The organism is Paenibacillus macerans, from assembly GCF_050565405.1.
In the GTDB taxonomy this organism is placed as follows: domain Bacteria; phylum Bacillota; class Bacilli; order Paenibacillales; family Paenibacillaceae; genus Fontibacillus; species Fontibacillus macerans_B.
Window position 1 is genome coordinate 1 of sequence record NZ_JBNYYG010000092.1, and the last position, 15,200, is coordinate 15,200.

Annotated in this window: 15 protein-coding genes; 10 read left to right on the forward strand and 5 right to left on the reverse strand. The window is 52.8% G+C overall.

Annotation, left to right across the window (positions count from 1 at the left end):
* The first annotated feature begins 228 nt into the window (after positions 1-228).
* Positions 229-1,047 (forward strand): glutamate racemase, encoded by an 819-nt coding sequence (racE, locus tag ACQ4N8_RS27235; protein WP_430707503.1) that lies wholly within the window; start codon positions 229-231, stop codon positions 1,045-1,047.
* Positions 1,048-1,134: 87 nt separating this feature from the next.
* Here racE and ACQ4N8_RS27240 read toward each other — a convergent pair whose 3' ends face one another.
* Entirely contained in the window at positions 1,135-2,037 is a 903-nt protein-coding gene (locus tag ACQ4N8_RS27240) for a diacylglycerol/lipid kinase family protein (protein WP_430707504.1), read from the reverse strand.
* A 121-nt stretch (positions 2,038-2,158) separates the two neighbouring features.
* Here ACQ4N8_RS27240 and ACQ4N8_RS27245 point away from each other — a divergent pair, with 121 nt between their 5' ends.
* From ACQ4N8_RS27245 to ACQ4N8_RS27260, 4 genes are all read left to right on the forward strand, one after another.
* On the forward strand, positions 2,159-2,788 hold the full coding sequence (locus tag ACQ4N8_RS27245; protein ID WP_430707505.1) for a TraX family protein: 630 nt from the start codon (positions 2,159-2,161) through the stop codon (positions 2,786-2,788).
* A 180-nt stretch (positions 2,789-2,968) separates the two neighbouring features.
* Positions 2,969-3,208: a hypothetical protein gene (locus tag ACQ4N8_RS27250; RefSeq protein WP_430707506.1), complete on the forward strand. Its 240-nt coding sequence runs from the start codon at positions 2,969-2,971 to the stop codon at positions 3,206-3,208.
* Positions 3,209-3,321: 113 nt separating this feature from the next.
* The gene (locus tag ACQ4N8_RS27255; protein ID WP_430707507.1) at positions 3,322-3,624 is read left to right on the forward strand and encodes an iron-sulfur cluster assembly accessory protein; all 303 of its coding nucleotides are present in this window, start codon (positions 3,322-3,324) and stop codon (positions 3,622-3,624) included.
* A 30-nt stretch (positions 3,625-3,654) separates the two neighbouring features.
* Positions 3,655-3,891 carry a DUF1450 domain-containing protein gene (locus ACQ4N8_RS27260; protein WP_430707508.1) on the forward strand — a complete coding sequence of 79 codons (237 nt, stop codon included), beginning with the start codon at positions 3,655-3,657 and terminating at the stop codon, positions 3,889-3,891.
* A 147-nt stretch (positions 3,892-4,038) separates the two neighbouring features.
* On the opposite strand, the gene ACQ4N8_RS27265 is transcribed toward ACQ4N8_RS27260, so the two are convergent.
* From ACQ4N8_RS27265 to ACQ4N8_RS27280, 4 genes are all read right to left on the reverse strand, one after another.
* Positions 4,039-4,257 carry a hypothetical protein gene (locus ACQ4N8_RS27265; protein WP_430707509.1) on the reverse strand — a complete coding sequence of 73 codons (219 nt, stop codon included), beginning with the start codon at positions 4,255-4,257 and terminating at the stop codon, positions 4,039-4,041.
* Between the two features lie 545 nt (positions 4,258-4,802).
* Complete coding sequence (locus ACQ4N8_RS27270; protein WP_430707510.1) at positions 4,803-5,666, reverse strand: SDR family oxidoreductase; 864 nt, start codon at positions 5,664-5,666, stop codon at positions 4,803-4,805.
* Between the two features lie 237 nt (positions 5,667-5,903).
* Complete coding sequence (locus ACQ4N8_RS27275; protein ID WP_430707511.1) at positions 5,904-6,734, reverse strand: helix-turn-helix transcriptional regulator; 831 nt, start codon at positions 6,732-6,734, stop codon at positions 5,904-5,906.
* 200 nt (positions 6,735-6,934) lie between these two features.
* Positions 6,935-7,834 carry a helix-turn-helix domain-containing protein gene (locus ACQ4N8_RS27280; RefSeq protein WP_430707512.1) on the reverse strand — a complete coding sequence of 300 codons (900 nt, stop codon included), beginning with the start codon at positions 7,832-7,834 and terminating at the stop codon, positions 6,935-6,937.
* A 393-nt stretch (positions 7,835-8,227) separates the two neighbouring features.
* Between ACQ4N8_RS27280 and ACQ4N8_RS27285 the strand changes: the two genes are divergently transcribed.
* The 5 genes from ACQ4N8_RS27285 to ACQ4N8_RS27305 all read left to right on the forward strand — a co-directional run bounded on the left by ACQ4N8_RS27285 (position 8,228) and on the right by ACQ4N8_RS27305 (position 14,907).
* Positions 8,228-9,361, forward strand: a complete 1,134-nt coding sequence (locus ACQ4N8_RS27285) for a DUF4185 domain-containing protein (RefSeq protein WP_430707513.1) — start codon at positions 8,228-8,230, stop codon at positions 9,359-9,361.
* Positions 9,362-9,444: 83 nt separating this feature from the next.
* On the forward strand, positions 9,445-10,869 hold the full coding sequence (locus ACQ4N8_RS27290) for an ABC transporter substrate-binding protein (protein WP_430707514.1): 1,425 nt from the start codon (positions 9,445-9,447) through the stop codon (positions 10,867-10,869).
* 2 nt (positions 10,870-10,871) lie between these two features.
* Positions 10,872-11,759 (forward strand): carbohydrate ABC transporter permease, encoded by an 888-nt coding sequence (locus tag ACQ4N8_RS27295; RefSeq protein WP_430707515.1) that lies wholly within the window; start codon positions 10,872-10,874, stop codon positions 11,757-11,759.
* A 29-nt stretch (positions 11,760-11,788) separates the two neighbouring features.
* Positions 11,789-12,613, forward strand: coding sequence for a carbohydrate ABC transporter permease (locus ACQ4N8_RS27300; RefSeq protein ID WP_430707516.1), 825 nt, complete (start codon positions 11,789-11,791; stop codon positions 12,611-12,613).
* A gap of 23 nt (positions 12,614-12,636) precedes the next feature.
* Positions 12,637-14,907, forward strand: a complete 2,271-nt coding sequence (locus ACQ4N8_RS27305; protein WP_430707517.1) for a DUF6259 domain-containing protein — start codon at positions 12,637-12,639, stop codon at positions 14,905-14,907.
* Positions 14,908-15,200 lie beyond the last annotated feature (293 nt).

Sequence of the window (15,200 nt, forward strand, 5' to 3'; positions counted from 1 at the left end):
CCCCTACTGTTGTTTCCAGTATACAAAAAGGTACCCATACGCTAAACACTTTTTTTGAAGTGTCCAGTGGATGGGTACCAGTTTACCCGCAAGGGTCTTTTTTCATTTTGGAGAGAGCGCCGGGTTTCCTTGTCCTCCCCTGCAATTTGAGTTAATATTTAGGTACGCTTTTTGACGCGGAGTCATAAAGTAACGAGAGAGATTTTATACTAACACAAAGGAAGCGGTATGTTCGTGCAACAAGCCATCGCTATATTAGACTCGGGAGTGGGAGGTCTCACCGTCTGCAAAGAGGTGATGAGACAGCTGCCCAGAGAGAAGATCGTTTACTTCGGAGATACGGCCCGAGCTCCCTACGGTCCCAGATCACCCGAAGAAGTTCGCTTGTTTACCGAGCAAATCGTCGATTATTTGATTCAGTTCGATCCTAAAATGATTGTGATTGCCTGCAATACGGCAACGGCGGCTGCGCTGGAATATATCAAGGCCAAAGTGAAGATCCCCGTTATCGGCGTCATCCATCCCGGCGCGCGGGCGGCGATCAGCGCCACCAAAACCGGCAAAGTGGGGGTCATCGGCACGATCGGCACGATCCGCAGCGGCGCTTATACCTCGGCGCTCCGCGAACTTAATCCGCAAATCGAAATCGTCAGCGAAGCTTGTCCCGACTTCGTTCCTCTGGTCGAGCAAGGACTTTACGAAACGAAAGAGGCGCTGCTGGTCGTTCAGAATTCGCTCCGGGAGATGAAGGAGCATCCGATCGATTGCCTGATTTTAGGCTGCACTCATTATCCTTTCTTAAAACAGCCGATCCAGCAAGTCATGGGTCCCCGAGTAAAATTGATCAGTTCGGCGGACGAAACCGCCAGGGAAATCAGCACCGTGCTTCATCAAAAGGGCTGCCTGGCCCGCGGCAATGCGCTTCCCGTGCACCAGTTCTTCTGCAGCGGCGACGCGGATATGTTCCGCAAGATCGCCCGGCAATGGCTCGGAGAGCAAATCGAGTTGACGCCGATCGTTTGGCAAGTGTCCAGCCCGGCAGGGTAACTAAACCAAAAAACCTTTGGAGGGATGAGGGTCCCGGCCAAAGGTTTTTTTGAAAATCGGCTTCGCTGCAGTACGGGCTCCCTGCCGTTACGGCAACGGACACATGATTCGGAGGGCGCCGGCATCGACCGACGCATTGAGCGGGGTGGAAGCGACAGGCTCCCCGTCGCCCAAGGCCAGCCGGGGCAAACCGCCATGCACCGTAATATTCCGGCCTCTTCGCATCGTTACGAACGACAGCTTGGTATGGGCGCCGATCAACACGGTCGGAAACAACAGCAGCAGCTTCAGCTTCGTGCAGCCGTGGACGATGCAAAGGTCGAGCACCCCGTCTCCCGGCTTGGCTTCCGGGCAAATGCTCAGCCCGCCGCCATAGCTGGCGACGTTATTGATCGCCGTAAGCCAGGCAGAATCGTAATGCCGGGTCACCCCGTCGCAATCCACGGTTAACGGGCCGGGGCGAAACGTCAGAAGAGTATGGAAAATGCCGATAATATACGCGATTCTCCCGAGGCCTATTGCATTGCATATCTGCTTGTAGCGGCTTTGGTTGACGTTATGGGCTACCTCGGCATCAAAGCCGACGGCCAGCGCGGTCAAGGTGCTGCGCCCGGCGATGGAGATCAGATCGGCCGTCTTGGCGCGGCCGTTCAGCATCACCTCCAGCGCGGCCCCCGTTCGGCGCGGGATGCCGAACCCGCGGGCGGTGTCATTGCCCGAACCGGCGGAGAAGACCGCTAGCGGTACGCCGGAGTGCCGCAGCGCCGGCAGCAGGCTGTGAATCGTGCCGTCGCCGCCGACGACCCCCACGGCCTTCCAGGATTCCTGGCCGGATAAACGGGCCGAGAGAAATGAATGCGCTTGCTCCGCGCTGTCGGTGTAAGCGTACTCGTAAGGGATGCCTTGCCGCTGGAGTTTTTTTCTGATTTTTTTCCAGATCCGGCCGCCTCCCCCGTTGCCCGATTTTCGATTGACGATAAATAAAAACATAGCGACTCCCCTATCTATGTTGGCACGCCTGAGCGGCGTAATTTCAGTCTACTCAATATTTAAATAAATGAAAATCATATTTTTGAGTTTACCTCTTTAGGAAATGAAAGGAGTGTGGGCCATGCAACTGATCGCCATGATCACGATGCTCATCGACCATATCGGGCTGCTGTTTTTCCCCGGTGAGATGCTGTGGCGGATTATCGGAAGGATTGCGTTTCCCATCTACGCGTATGCGCTCGTCCAGGGCCATGCGCACACTTCGAATTACCGGAACTATGCCGTCCGTTTGTTCCTGATCGCCGCCGTGTCCCAAATTCCTTATCAACTGGCTTTCGATACGAACGGCCTGAACGTGGTGGCTACGCTATTTATGTCCTCTTTGGTCATTCGTCTGCTCGATCAGTTCAAACCGGGCGTTGCGTCCGTCCTGTTCATCGCCGGCGTCTGCGTGTTGATGGAGGTGCTTCCGTTTGATTACGGGGCTTACGGACTGCTGCTCGCGCTTATTTTCAAATATGCGGGGACGGGAAAAATGGTGGCGATGCACCTGCTCCTGAATGTGGCTTACCTGTTTGCTTTCGGTTGGGTGATCCAACTGGCCAGCATCCTTCCGACGATGGTCATCGCCTACGGACCGGGGTTGTGGCGGAAACTGGAGGCCTGGCGGCTGCCCCGCTGGGTATGGAGGGCTTTTTATCCGGCGCATTTGGCGGTGTTGGCCGTGCTCGTGTATTTCCTGAGCTTTTAGATTTTTATCGGTATGCTTGCTGCCTCAGTTGCTGCCGTTCGATCAAGACCGTGAAGATCCGGGAAGGTTCCCGGATTTTTCACTGCTTGTCGGGATCCTCGCCGGAATTCGTTGAAAAATGCTAAAATAGGGTATCTTAACGAAAAGCCGATATTCGCGTCTGGAAAGGTGGGTTAGGGAATGAGATGGAAATCATGGGGGTCGCTCCGGCATTGGTCTCATATTATTCGCCGTACCCTGCCCCTGCTGACCTCCGGGAAAGTCCCGTTTACCGATAAGCTGCTGCTGGTTGCGCCGGCGCTGTTGTATTGGGTTCTGCCGGATGTGCTGCCATGGATCCCGATCGACGACATGGCGGTTACGATACTGCTGATGAACTGGTTCGTTACCCGGGCGGAGCGCAAATATCCGGGGGCTTGACGGGACGGAGGGCGGTTTTTTCATACGAATGCAAACGGTCCGGTCTTGCTTGTTGGACGGCGTTTCTTTACAATAGGAATGTTAGGAAGCCACTTAAGGATAGGAGAGATCATATGAACGTCAAAATTACCCGCAATGCGGCGAAGGTGATACAAAAAGAACTGGAAAAGGAAGAGAACCAAGGTTTGGTGTTGAAGGTATTCATCACCCATTCCCATGGGGACCACGCCCATTACGGCCTGGATTTGGTCAAGCCCGGAGACAAGGACGAGCTCTTTAAGACCGACAAAGACATCGATGTCCTCGTGGAGGGAACCGATCCGCTGCTCGACGGCGTGAAAATCGATTATTTGTATTTCCCCGAGGAAGGTTTCGTCATCACGAATCCCTCCAAAGGCAATCACGGCGATCACTAGGCTTTAGCTTAACAAAAGAAGGGACCAAGCATGGCTAACGATATTCGCGTATGCGATCAATGCAATCATATCCGCATGAAGACATTTGTACCGAAACTGCAAAAGCTCGCGCCGGATGCCGAGATCAAAATCGGCTGCAAGTCCTATTGCGGACCCTGCGGCAAAAGAGCGTTCGTATATATCAACGGCCGGTACGTCAGCGCGCCGACGGAAGACGAAGTGCTGGCCAAAGCCGCGCCGTTCGTGAAAAAACCGAAAACGGAATAAACCCCGTCTTATGGCCGTTTATGCGCCGCGCGGGAATAAACGCCGCAGCCCGTACGAGAGTACGAGACCGCGGCGTTTTTTTGAACATAATAGATCACTTAATCAAAATCCTGTCCACTGTTCGGCACTTCGCCCCCCGAATATAATTTAGGTGAGATTGGACCCAAGAGATGGAGAGATCGTTATTAACGCCTCGATTAAAACCGTGCACATCGTGTTTAAAACCCCGCTCGTCAATAATCCGAATTTGTGGAAAATGGATAAAATCGGGTTGTTATAGAAGCGGCGGCGAATATAATTCTTTTCTAAGCGTTCCGCTTCCAGCAAAGCGTTCCGCTTCCAGCAAAGCGTTCTGATTTTAGCCATAGAGCGTTCCTCCATTTCGATTTTTTATGGTTCGTTGATTGAAATGGAGCCGGAGGGGAACGAGAACGGGGGCGGACTTCGGGCCAAATCTGCCCGAAGTGATAGGGGTTGTCCGACAAAATAGAGGTCAATAAAGAGAACAAAAAAACACCTTTACAGGAAAGTTCCCGAAAGGTGTCGAATAAAAAATGAGCGAAATATCCGCTCATTTTTTGATGTAATTTTTTAAAAATATGTAGAATTGGGATTTCTGCTATATCCAACCGTCGATGTAAGACGGCGATCCCTCTATCGGCAAATACAAGACTTTTCCGCACATAAAAGGCCCTCCAATCACATTACTGCCCATTGGAAGGCCTTTAAAGCGCGCACTTAACTACCTACCAGCACCCATATTTAAAGGTGTTTAGCAGTTTATCAGGTTATCTATCGGCCGATAGTACACACATTCATTTTAATAAAAAGGGTTCAATTAGGGAGATAAAACAAAATCTGTTTTTAATAATCAACCTATTTAATTATAGAGATTTTCTTATTTAAAATCTTTAAAGTATATCTTTGAAATCGGTAGAGTAGGCAACATCTTTTTGTTTTTCCAGTTCAGTCAGCCTTGCTGTTAAAGCTGCTTTTATTTCCTGATAAGCATCACTCCCTAGAGCTAAACGTAACGGTCCTTTTCCTTCGTCAACGCACTTAATAATAGCTTCCGCCATTTTTTTCGGGTCGCCGTTGCCGACTCTCTCGTCAGGGCCTTTACTTTCTTGGGATTGGATGTTCTGATAAAGTTTTTTGAATGCTCTAGCAGGTTGATCATCATATACGTCCAATTCTTGTCCAAAAACACCGTTGTTAGAAAAGAATCCAGTACGGATAGCCCCGGGTTCTACAAGTGTAAGCTTTATATTAAATGGTGCCGCTTCTTTTGCCAGTGTTTCAAAAACTCCTTCAACTGCCCACTTAGATGCACTGTACAACCCTTGCCCGGGGTTTGACAGAAAACCTACCATGCTGGAAATCTGAACAATATGTCCTTTCCCTTTTGACCTAAAATACGGCATAAAGGCACGAACTACACGTAATGCTCCAAATACGTTTGTTTGGAATAATTGTTCAATCTGTTCTTCGTTAGCTTCTTCCACAGCTCCAAACATTCCATACCCGACAGTGTTTGCTAATACATCAATCGTTCCAAGTTCCTCTATGGCTTGGCTTACTGCCTGTTTTATTGAGCTTGGGTCAGTTAAATCAAGCCTTGCTTGCCATAAATTAGAACCATATTTCTCCTTAAGGGCATCAAGAGTACCCGGTTTACGTACTGTAGCTGCGACGCGATCACCTCTCTTGAGCAATATCTCAATCATGGAATATGCTAATCCACCATTCGCCCCTGTTATAAACCATGTTGTCATAAAAAATCCTCCTTTTATTCGGTTTGTTCCAATCATATATTTAGAAATTAAAGTTAGCCGCCGTACGTTTATGCTAGTAATAAAATTACCAGTCTAAAGTTGGTATTAGCTTTAAATCTACCTCTATATGACTGCAAGCACATTGCAACAAACCATTAAATAAGATAAAAAATCGCCGTCATTTCTGGCGGCGGTTTTGATAATTGCATAGTAATATTCAATTGTTCATTATTTATCTTAAGCTAATATAGTTATTAGTTTTTCCTCAGTTTCTATGCCCGCTGATGTATAAATGCTCCAATGCAAAGTGGGATTGCCATCAATTGATAAAGAATGTGCTTGGAATTCCAGTAGGCCAACATCTGGGTGTTGAAAAATACCGCAGGTAATTTTTTTCTGCCGGACATCATGTTGTTCCCATAATATCTTAAATTCTGAATAATTTTCACAGAGCCATCTAGCCCGGTCTAGATATTCCGGGTGTTCTGGGTGACGATCACATACCGCACGAAATACTGCTACGCTATAGGAGATAAATTCATCACGATTTACCATTTCTTTTTTAATTTTTTCATCCGAAAAAATGATATTTAACATGAAACGTTCTTCTATAGGCCATGCACTAAAATCAGAAACAATTAATTCGGCAGCTTTATTCCATGCCAGTACATCGGTTTTATCGTTTATTATAAATGATGGATAATTCAACTGTTCAACAGCTGCGTATAAAGAAGTACTGTCTTCTTCTTCGTCCTCATCAATATCTTCTTGAGATTGTAAACTTCCGATTTCTGATAAATCAATCAAATGAATCATTTCATCCTTGTCTAACTGTAAAGCTACACCTATATTTTTTAAGATGTCTTGAGAGGGCTTGACATCACGTCCTTGTTCCAGCCAAGTATAATAGGTAGCACTTACATTAGCCATATAAGCGACTTCTTCTCTGCGCAGTCCTGGCGTTCTTCTTCGTGATATATCCGTAATACCAACCATTTCTGGTTGAAGTCGTTCTCTTCGTGACTTCAAAAATTGTCCAAGTGCTTTAGATGAATTATTGCTATTCATGAATTTATCTCCTTATTCCTCTTTTTGTATCGTCCATCTGGCAGAACCGGGATGGACGAGCCGAAACCGTGGCCATGCCATCCGACCGAGCGAACGACCTCATCTATTTTCATATGAAGGTATCCCGCGCTTTCCGGAAAAATAACCTGCCGCTGCGATGGTAAAGAGATACGGGCAAACCGCCGTGATGTTGATCCCGCCTAAGTCGTCTTGGAATAAGTGCTCAAAAACCGGCGCGGCGACATGCCTTCCGCCTGCTTGAACGCTTTGCTGAACGAGTAAACGTTGCCGTAGCCGACCTTCTCGGCGATCGTGGATAAGGACATGCGGTTAAACATCATCAATTCCTTCGATTTCTCCATGCGGTAGCGGATCTGGAACTGATGGGGCGTTAAATCGTACGTTTGCTTGAAGATGCGGGAGAAATGGAACACGCTCAGGCAGGCAATTTTGGATAACGTCTCCAGCGGTACCGTTTCGTTGTAATGCTCCATAATGTAGGTGACCGTTCGCTCCATCGCGCGCTGATGCAAAACCAGATGCGCGTTATCGTTGGCCTTCCGCCCTTTCAACAGCAAATAAAGGATGCGCAGCACCAGCGATTTCTGCAACAGGGGATAGTCGGAGTCGCGCCGTTCGTAGGCATGGATAATCTGCATCAGCGTCTTGTGCACCTCGGCATGGTTGCCGATGCGCAGCACGTTCGGAAAACCGAAGGAGGTGCCCAGGACGTCGGGGCGAAGCCAGGCCAATTCTTCCTCGGTGCACTCGTCGCGATTTTTGAAATTGATCGGCACCTGTTCAAAATCCTCGTAATACAACACGTCGAAATGAATATGCGGCATCCAGCACTCCCCTCGCGAACATAGGAATTCATGCTCCAAGCCCGGTTTGAACAACAGAATGTCCCCGGGTTCCGTGACAAACGTTTCGTTCTCCACGCGAATGGTGAGTTCGCCCTTTTCCATGTACAGCAGCTCATAGTCGAAAATGATGCGAGGCGTCAGGCGCATCTCGTCGACCCGGTGATTCCACGCTCTCCGGACATTGGGTGAAAGGCTGTGCAACATCTGTTGAAGCGTCATTGGCTGATTGTCCATCTGTCCCTCCTGTATAGCAAGATTGGAAGCAGGCCATCCATCAACGAGAGCATTAACTATCTATAAATAATAAACAGAATTGCCGAAGCGAGAAAGAGCCGGTACTAAAGAAGTGATCGTGATTCGGCCACAATAGCAAGAATGGATAAGAAATCACAAATCCCAACATAGAACCCGGCCGGATGATCCTGTAAAATTTAAATATGTAATCGCTTTCATATTAACATGGTTGAGAAAGCGCCGGAAGGGGAAACTTGCCCGCCTGAGACGAAACCGACGGTCTCGGTCAGGCGAAGGAGCTTGTTTTTGCCGAAAATATGAAATCGATTGCAGAATGAAATGAAAGCCATACAATGAGCGCCCTGAGGGACGCCGATAAGGGGATGAATCCTGTTGCGCAGCATTCCGTTGTTCTTTCTTTCCGCGCTGCTGCTGTTGACCGCTTCCTGCGGCAAAGAGCCCTCCGGGCTCGAACGGATGACCGCTCCTGCGGAGGATGCGTTTATTTTGAAGAGCACCGCCAACCTGCAGCGGATCGCTCAGCTTACCGGAAAGGAGTCGTTGAATCAAACCGACAGGTTCGCAGTCTACGGGACCGATCTGGGATCGATGTTTACGGTGGAGGATAAAACGTATTTCGTCTTCGGGGACACGTTCGGCGAAAGGCCGGAAGGGATGACGGGAGGGGGAGGAAGCTTTTGGCGATCGAACGTCATGGCCTACAGCACGGACCTCGACCCTTCCGACGGGATCGCTTTTGACGGGATGATCACGGACGATACAGGGCTTGCCAAGGAGTTGATCCCGTCCAAAAAGCTCGACTACGACGAAATGACCGTGATCCCGACGCATGGATTGTCCGTAGACGGAGCGATGTACCTTTACTATATGTCCGTCAATCATTGGGGCGATCCGGGAGAATGGGACGCGAACTATGCCGGCGCAGCCAAGTCGGTGGACGGGGGCCGGACCTGGACGGCCGTGGAGGGACTCACATGGCCGGGAGACAGCGGATTTATCCAGGTGAGCCCGTTTAAAATCGGGGACGGCGCGGAAGCGGACATTTATTTCTGGACGATCCCATCCGGACGTTTCGGAGGCGTTAAACTGATGCGGGTGAAGGAGAAAAACATCGAAAACTTAGGCAGCTACGAATATTTCGCGGGGCGCGACGAGCAGGGGAAAGCGCGATGGAGTCCGGATATGGACCGGGCCGAGCTCGTGGTTGACGATCGTGCCGGGGAATTGTCGGTCATCTGGAACTCCGGTCTGGAGCGCTGGCTGATGACTTATTTGAAAGAAGGCCAAGGCGTCGTCCTCCGGGAAGGCTTAACTCCCTGGGGACCTTGGGGAGACGCGATGGACCTGGTCCCGGCCGCCGAATATCCGGGGTTATACGCCCCGTTCATGAATGAACGTTATCTCGCGGACGACGGGCGGACGATCTATTTTGCCTTGTCGCTTTGGGATCCATATAACGTGTTCTGGTTCAAAGCCACGCTGGAGGAATCCGGCTCCGGCAATTGAGCCAAGAAGGGGAGTCCGCTATGGTTTAAGCGCTTTGAGGCGTTTAAATAGAAGCTTTTCCGAAAAAAAGGGAGGTTTACTCAATGAAACAGCGTCGTTTAAAAGGATTGTCTTGGACATTGGGATTGCTGCTGGTCGTAGCCTTGCTTGTATCCGGCTGCGGAGGCGCGGGGAACGGCGGGAATACCGCTGCGGGCGGAAATGCAGGAAACGGGGGCGGGAATGCCGCCGAAGAACCGGCGGCCGGCGACAACGCTGCTCCAAAGGAGAAAGTCAAGCTCGAATTTTGGGCGAACAAGTTCGAGGAGACAACGGATGCCTGGTTCAAGAAATGGACGAACGAATTCAACAAGACGCATGACGATATCGAAGTGAAGCTGACGATCGTGCCGGGGGATGCCTGGGCGCAGAAGCTGAAAGCGGCGCAGGCGGCCGGCAAGGCGCCCGACTTGATGACGATGAACTACAGCAACATCGCCCCGTCGGCGAAGCAAAGCCAGATTTTGCCGCTGAACGATTACATGGACCCCAGTCTTTTTGACGATCTTTACGACAATGTCAAAGGTTTCGTCACGGTGGACGGCAAGTATTACGCCTATCCGAAGCTGGTAGAGCCTTCGGCGGTGCTGTATTACCGGAAGGATTTGTTCGAAGCCGCCGGGCTGGATCCGGCCAAACCGCCGGTGACGTGGGATGAGCTGATCGACTACGGCAAGAAACTGACCAAAAACGGCGTGTACGGCTTATCGACGGCCCAAACCGCCGGGGATCTCGGATGGTCGAGCTGGGGGCTGCAGTTTAATGCGGCCGGGCATCTGCCGATCACGGACGATTGGTCCAAAGCGGATGTCTTGAACGACGGTTATCGGGAGCTTCTGAACTTCTACAAAACGCTGTACCAGGAAGGGATCATGCCGAAGCAGCAATTGGCCGGTTATGCGGACGCAGCGCCGTTCGGTCAAGGCAAGGTGGCCATGGAAATCAGCGGTTCGTGGGCGATCGGCCTGTTCCGGAACGAATACAAAAACATGCTGGACAAAATCGGCGTCGCCCCCATGCCGTCGATCGACGGGGATCAAACGAAAACGACGGCTACGCTGGGCGGCTGGACGCTGGTCGTGGACGGCAAGTCCAAACATCCCGAGGCGGCCGCGGAATATATCAGCTGGCTGCTGGCCGGAGACCCGAACATCATGATCGACTTCTTCAAAACGAGCCAATTCTCCAAGTTTTCGCCGCGCAAATCGGTGGACGAAGCGATGAACCAGGATGCGGACGCGAAAAACGATGAATGGCGCAAGCTGATCGCCGAGAAGATCGTGCCGTATTCCGAAGCGGAACCGGTCTATCCATGGGACATCAGCATGTTCTTCGCCACCGCGATCGAGAAGGCGATGAAAGGCGAGGACGTGGATAAGTCGCTAGCTAACGCGGAGAAAGAAATCAACAATTTCATTGCGAAGCAGAAGCTGGCGGGGACGAATCCGAGAGCAAACGGCGGTGAATAAGGATGCTTCGCAACAACCATCGTTATGAAAATAAAGTGGCGTACGCGATGCTGCTGCCGATTTTGGCGCTGCTTACCGTATTCGTCATCATCCCGTTCGTGTACGCCATTAATGTCAGTTTCTACGATTGGAGCTTTTACCAGGATTCGGTTTATGTCGGATTGCGCAATTTCGTCAACGTGTTGACCGACCCGTTGTTTACGAAGTCGGTTCTGATCGGCCTCCGCTTCTCGCTGATGGTCGTTCCGGCCCAGCTGCTGCTGGCCTTTCTGTTCGCCCACGTGATCAAAGGCATGGGAAGACGCTGGTCCGGGTTCGTGAAAACGTCGATTTACATCCCGACGATCATTTCCGGCATCATCGCTTCGATCGTATTCGCTTTTATATACAACTATGACGCCGGCCTTGCCAATTACCTGCTTGGGCTGTTCGGGCTGGAGAAACTGGCCTGGATCGCCGACGTCCGGACAGCGCTCGCGAGCATCGCGGTGCCGGTCGTTTGGCTCGGCTTCGGGATTACGACGTTGATCATGCTGGCCGGATTGCTCGACATCCCGGAGAGCTATTACGAAGCGGCCGAGCTGGAAGGGGCCGGAGGGTTGACGAAAATGCTGCGGATCACGCTGCCGCTGATGAAAAACGTCATCTTGTATCTGCTCGTTACCGGCTTCACCGGAGCCGTCCAGCAGTTTGAGCTGCCGCTCATCATGACCGGCGGCGGCCCGGTCGACGAGACGCTGACCCCGAACCTGTACATTTTCAACCACTTCCGGAACGACGTGCTCGTGGGCCACTCCATCGCTTCGGCGCTGCTGTTGTTCCTCGTGCTGGGCAGCATTTCCGCGATCATCTTCAAGGTGCTGAATTCGGATAAAGCGGTGGACGGTTAAAATCAACCCGGATGGAGGACTAAGAGACGATGAGAGTTAAAGCACAGATCGGCAAAATCGTCCTGCATGCCGCCGGTCTTCTGGTCGCCTGCGTGGCATTGTTTCCATTGCTGTGGATGGCGATCGCCGGATTCAAGGCCAAGACGGAGGTGTTGTCCACGCCGTTCCGGTTTTTGCCGGAGCGGTGGCTGGTCAGCAACTACATTTCCATTTTGCAGGACAGCATGTTTCTCAAATCGATGATCATCACGTTTGGCGGAGCGGTGTTGTTTGCCGGGTTAAGCCTGGCGATCAACGCCTCTGCCGCGTATGTGTTCGCCCGTCTGGAGTTCCGCTTCAAGCGGGTGCTGTGGGTGTACGTCATCTTGACGATGTTCATCCCGGGCATGGCGATCCTGGTGACCTCGTTTATCGTCGTGACCAAACTGCAAATGCTCGACACGTTGGCGGTGCTCGTGCTGCCGGGCGTCGCCTCCGCCGGGCATATGTTTTTCATCCGCCAGTTCTATCTCAATATTCCGCTGGCGTTGGAGGAAGCGGCTTTGATCGACGGGGCGGGGCGATTCAAAATCTTTACGCATATTTTCCTGCCGATGTCATACCCGGTATTCGTCATCGTAGGCATCGGCTCGTACCTGGGCTACTGGAACTCCTTCGTCTGGCCGACGATGACGATTACGAACGTGAACCTGTTTCAAATCATGCAGTATCTGGCCACGTTCCGTTCCGAGCGGGGGACGGAGATGGGGCTTTTGATGGCAGGATCGAGCCTCGCGGCCGTGCCGACGATCGTGCTCTTCCTGATCTTCCAGAAGTACATTATCCGCGGCATCAAAATATCCGGCTTGAAGTAAAGGCGACGAAAGGAGGATTTTAAGTGATCGAGTTGGAAAATTCCCGGCTGTACGTGGGGCTTCGCGAGGACAACGGCGCGGTTGTTTCCCTGCGCGATAAACCAAGCGGACGGGAATACATCGAACCGGACGGCGGCGGGGGCGACGCGTTTTGGCTGGAGACGGAAGCCGGTGCTTCGGGCGAGTTTAGTGGATTTTCTTACGAACTGCGGGAGCGGGAAGGATTCCGCGAATGTCTGTTGCGCTGGCAAACCGCGGCGGGACCGGTCGTGACCGGAACGATCCGGCTGCGTGACGGGGCAGACCTGCTGGAATTTCGCTGCGGGGTGGCCAACGCACCGGGCGGACCGGCCGTCATGAGCCTGGAGTATCCGATCCTTCCGGATCTGCGGGCGATCACGGAGGGAGGCGAGGACGATTTTGCCGTCCACAGCTTTGCCACGGGCTTTCAGGTGCGAAATCCGCAGAAGCACTTTCGCCACGAAGGATTGGGGCTGCGCTACATGCCCTACCCGGAAAGCTTTTCGGGCGCGGCGATGCAGTTTTTCGCCTATTACGGCAAGGATTGCGGCGGACTGTATTTCGCCGCTCTGGACCCGGACGGTTACGCCAAGTGGCTGAACTTCTACAAAAACCGAAACGGGGGGCTGGAAGCGTCCTTCATTCACGCCTGCGAAGACATCGGCCCCGGCAAAGGCATCGAGGTGCCGTACCCGATGGAAGTGCGGCTGCTTGAAGGGCGGGGCTGGCACGAAGCCGCCGCTCTTTACAAGGCCTGGGCAATTCAGCAACCGTGGTGCGCCAAAGGCACGCTGGCCGAGCGGCGGGACCGCGGCGACGCGGAGCTGTTCCGCTGGCTGTACGAGGAGGCGGGGGCGGCCACGTTCGGCATCAACGCCGGTTACGACCGGACCGCGTGGCTGCGCAAGTACCGCGAGCGAATCGGGACGCCGCTGTTCCATATCCTTGGTCCGGACTGGAGCAAGGCGCCCCAAACGTTCGGGCGGGGCGTGCCCGGCGGCTACGACGACTGGTTCCCGACCCGGTTCAACCCGGACAATATCGCCTGCATGCGTGAGAACGGCGACAAATTCGCCCCGTTCGAATTCGACTATTTGTTCAACTTCGCCGGGGCGGACGGGGAACTGGCCAAAGCGGCCGCCCAGCGTTTCCCGGACGACAAAAAAAGCATCGACGCCTACCGGTTCCCGTTCCTCTGCCCGGCAACCTCCTTTAGCCGGGATCTCCACCGGCGCAGGGACGAAACGCTGCAGCGGGAGGTGGACGTGGACGCGATCTACTACGACATTTCGGCGAACAACATCCTGAAGGTGTGCCTCGACGAAAGTCACGGCCACCCGGTTGGCGCCGGTAAAGCGATCACCGACGCGTACCGGCGGAACTACGCCGAGACAAAGGAAGCGATGGGGCAGGCGGTGGGACGTTATGTGCCGATGGGAACGGAAATGATGAACGAGGCGTACCTGGATGCGCTCGACTTCTATCAGGCCCGCGCCGGCGGGCAGCCGGCCGCTCCGCTGGAAGGCTACCCGTTCCGGGAGCTGCTGAAGTCGGGGGACGCGGAGCTGGTTCCGCTGTTTGCCTATGTATACCACGAATACGGACCCGTGAGGCTGGACGGTTGGGGCAAGCTGACCGAGGAGATCGGCAACCTGTTCTATTTTACCGTGGCACGGACGTATTTGTGGGGCGGGCTGTACGAACTCAATTACGAATACAGCCCGATGGAGGCGCTGGACGGCGTGGAGAACGAAAGCGGCGAGCACTACGCTACTTTCGAGCCAAGGGGATACGCCTTCTCGGAAGAGCGGGCGAGCTACCTGAGCCTGTTTGCGGCCCTAAGAACCGGCGCCGGCAATAAATACCTCGCCTACGGCGAGATGCTTCCCCCGCTTCCCCTTGATTTCGGCCGGGTGACGCTGGACTGGTTCCATTACAACCACGGGATCGGTTCCTTGGAGTATAACGATGCGGGCAGCTTAAGCGTGGATAGCATCGTCCATGCGGTCTGGAAATACCGCGACGAAAGCGTCGGGCTGTTTTTCGCCAACGTCGGCGAGGAAGCTTGGCAGGTGACGTTGCGCCCAGGGGACATTCCCGTGGCGGAAACGATAACGAAAATGCATTGTCATTACTGTTCGCTGGACCCGGACCCGCGGGCATCCGAGACGATTTCGGCAGACGTTGCGGAGCTGAAGCTGACGATCCCGCCGCGAAGCGTCGCTTTGCTGGAAGCGATGTTGAATACCGCAAACTGCACACAACAAGCATGATAGATAGTGTTAAAAAGTCAGGTTTGGAGCACCGAAGCCTATGCTTACGAAGCGCGTTTTTTCACAACGCTTGAGGCCGGATGAGGCTAGGGACTTCAGTAGCGGGGCCGATCGTAACCACGCTCAACGTAACCGCACTCAACGTAGCCGCACTGAACGTAACGGACCGTAAAGACCTTATTGGCCCATTTCCCGGCTATTTCCCGCTGTAACGGACTCCAGAGACCTTATTGGGCTCTCATGGTGACCATTTAGCCGCTTTTGACCGAAATAAGGTCTCCTCGGTCCGTTAG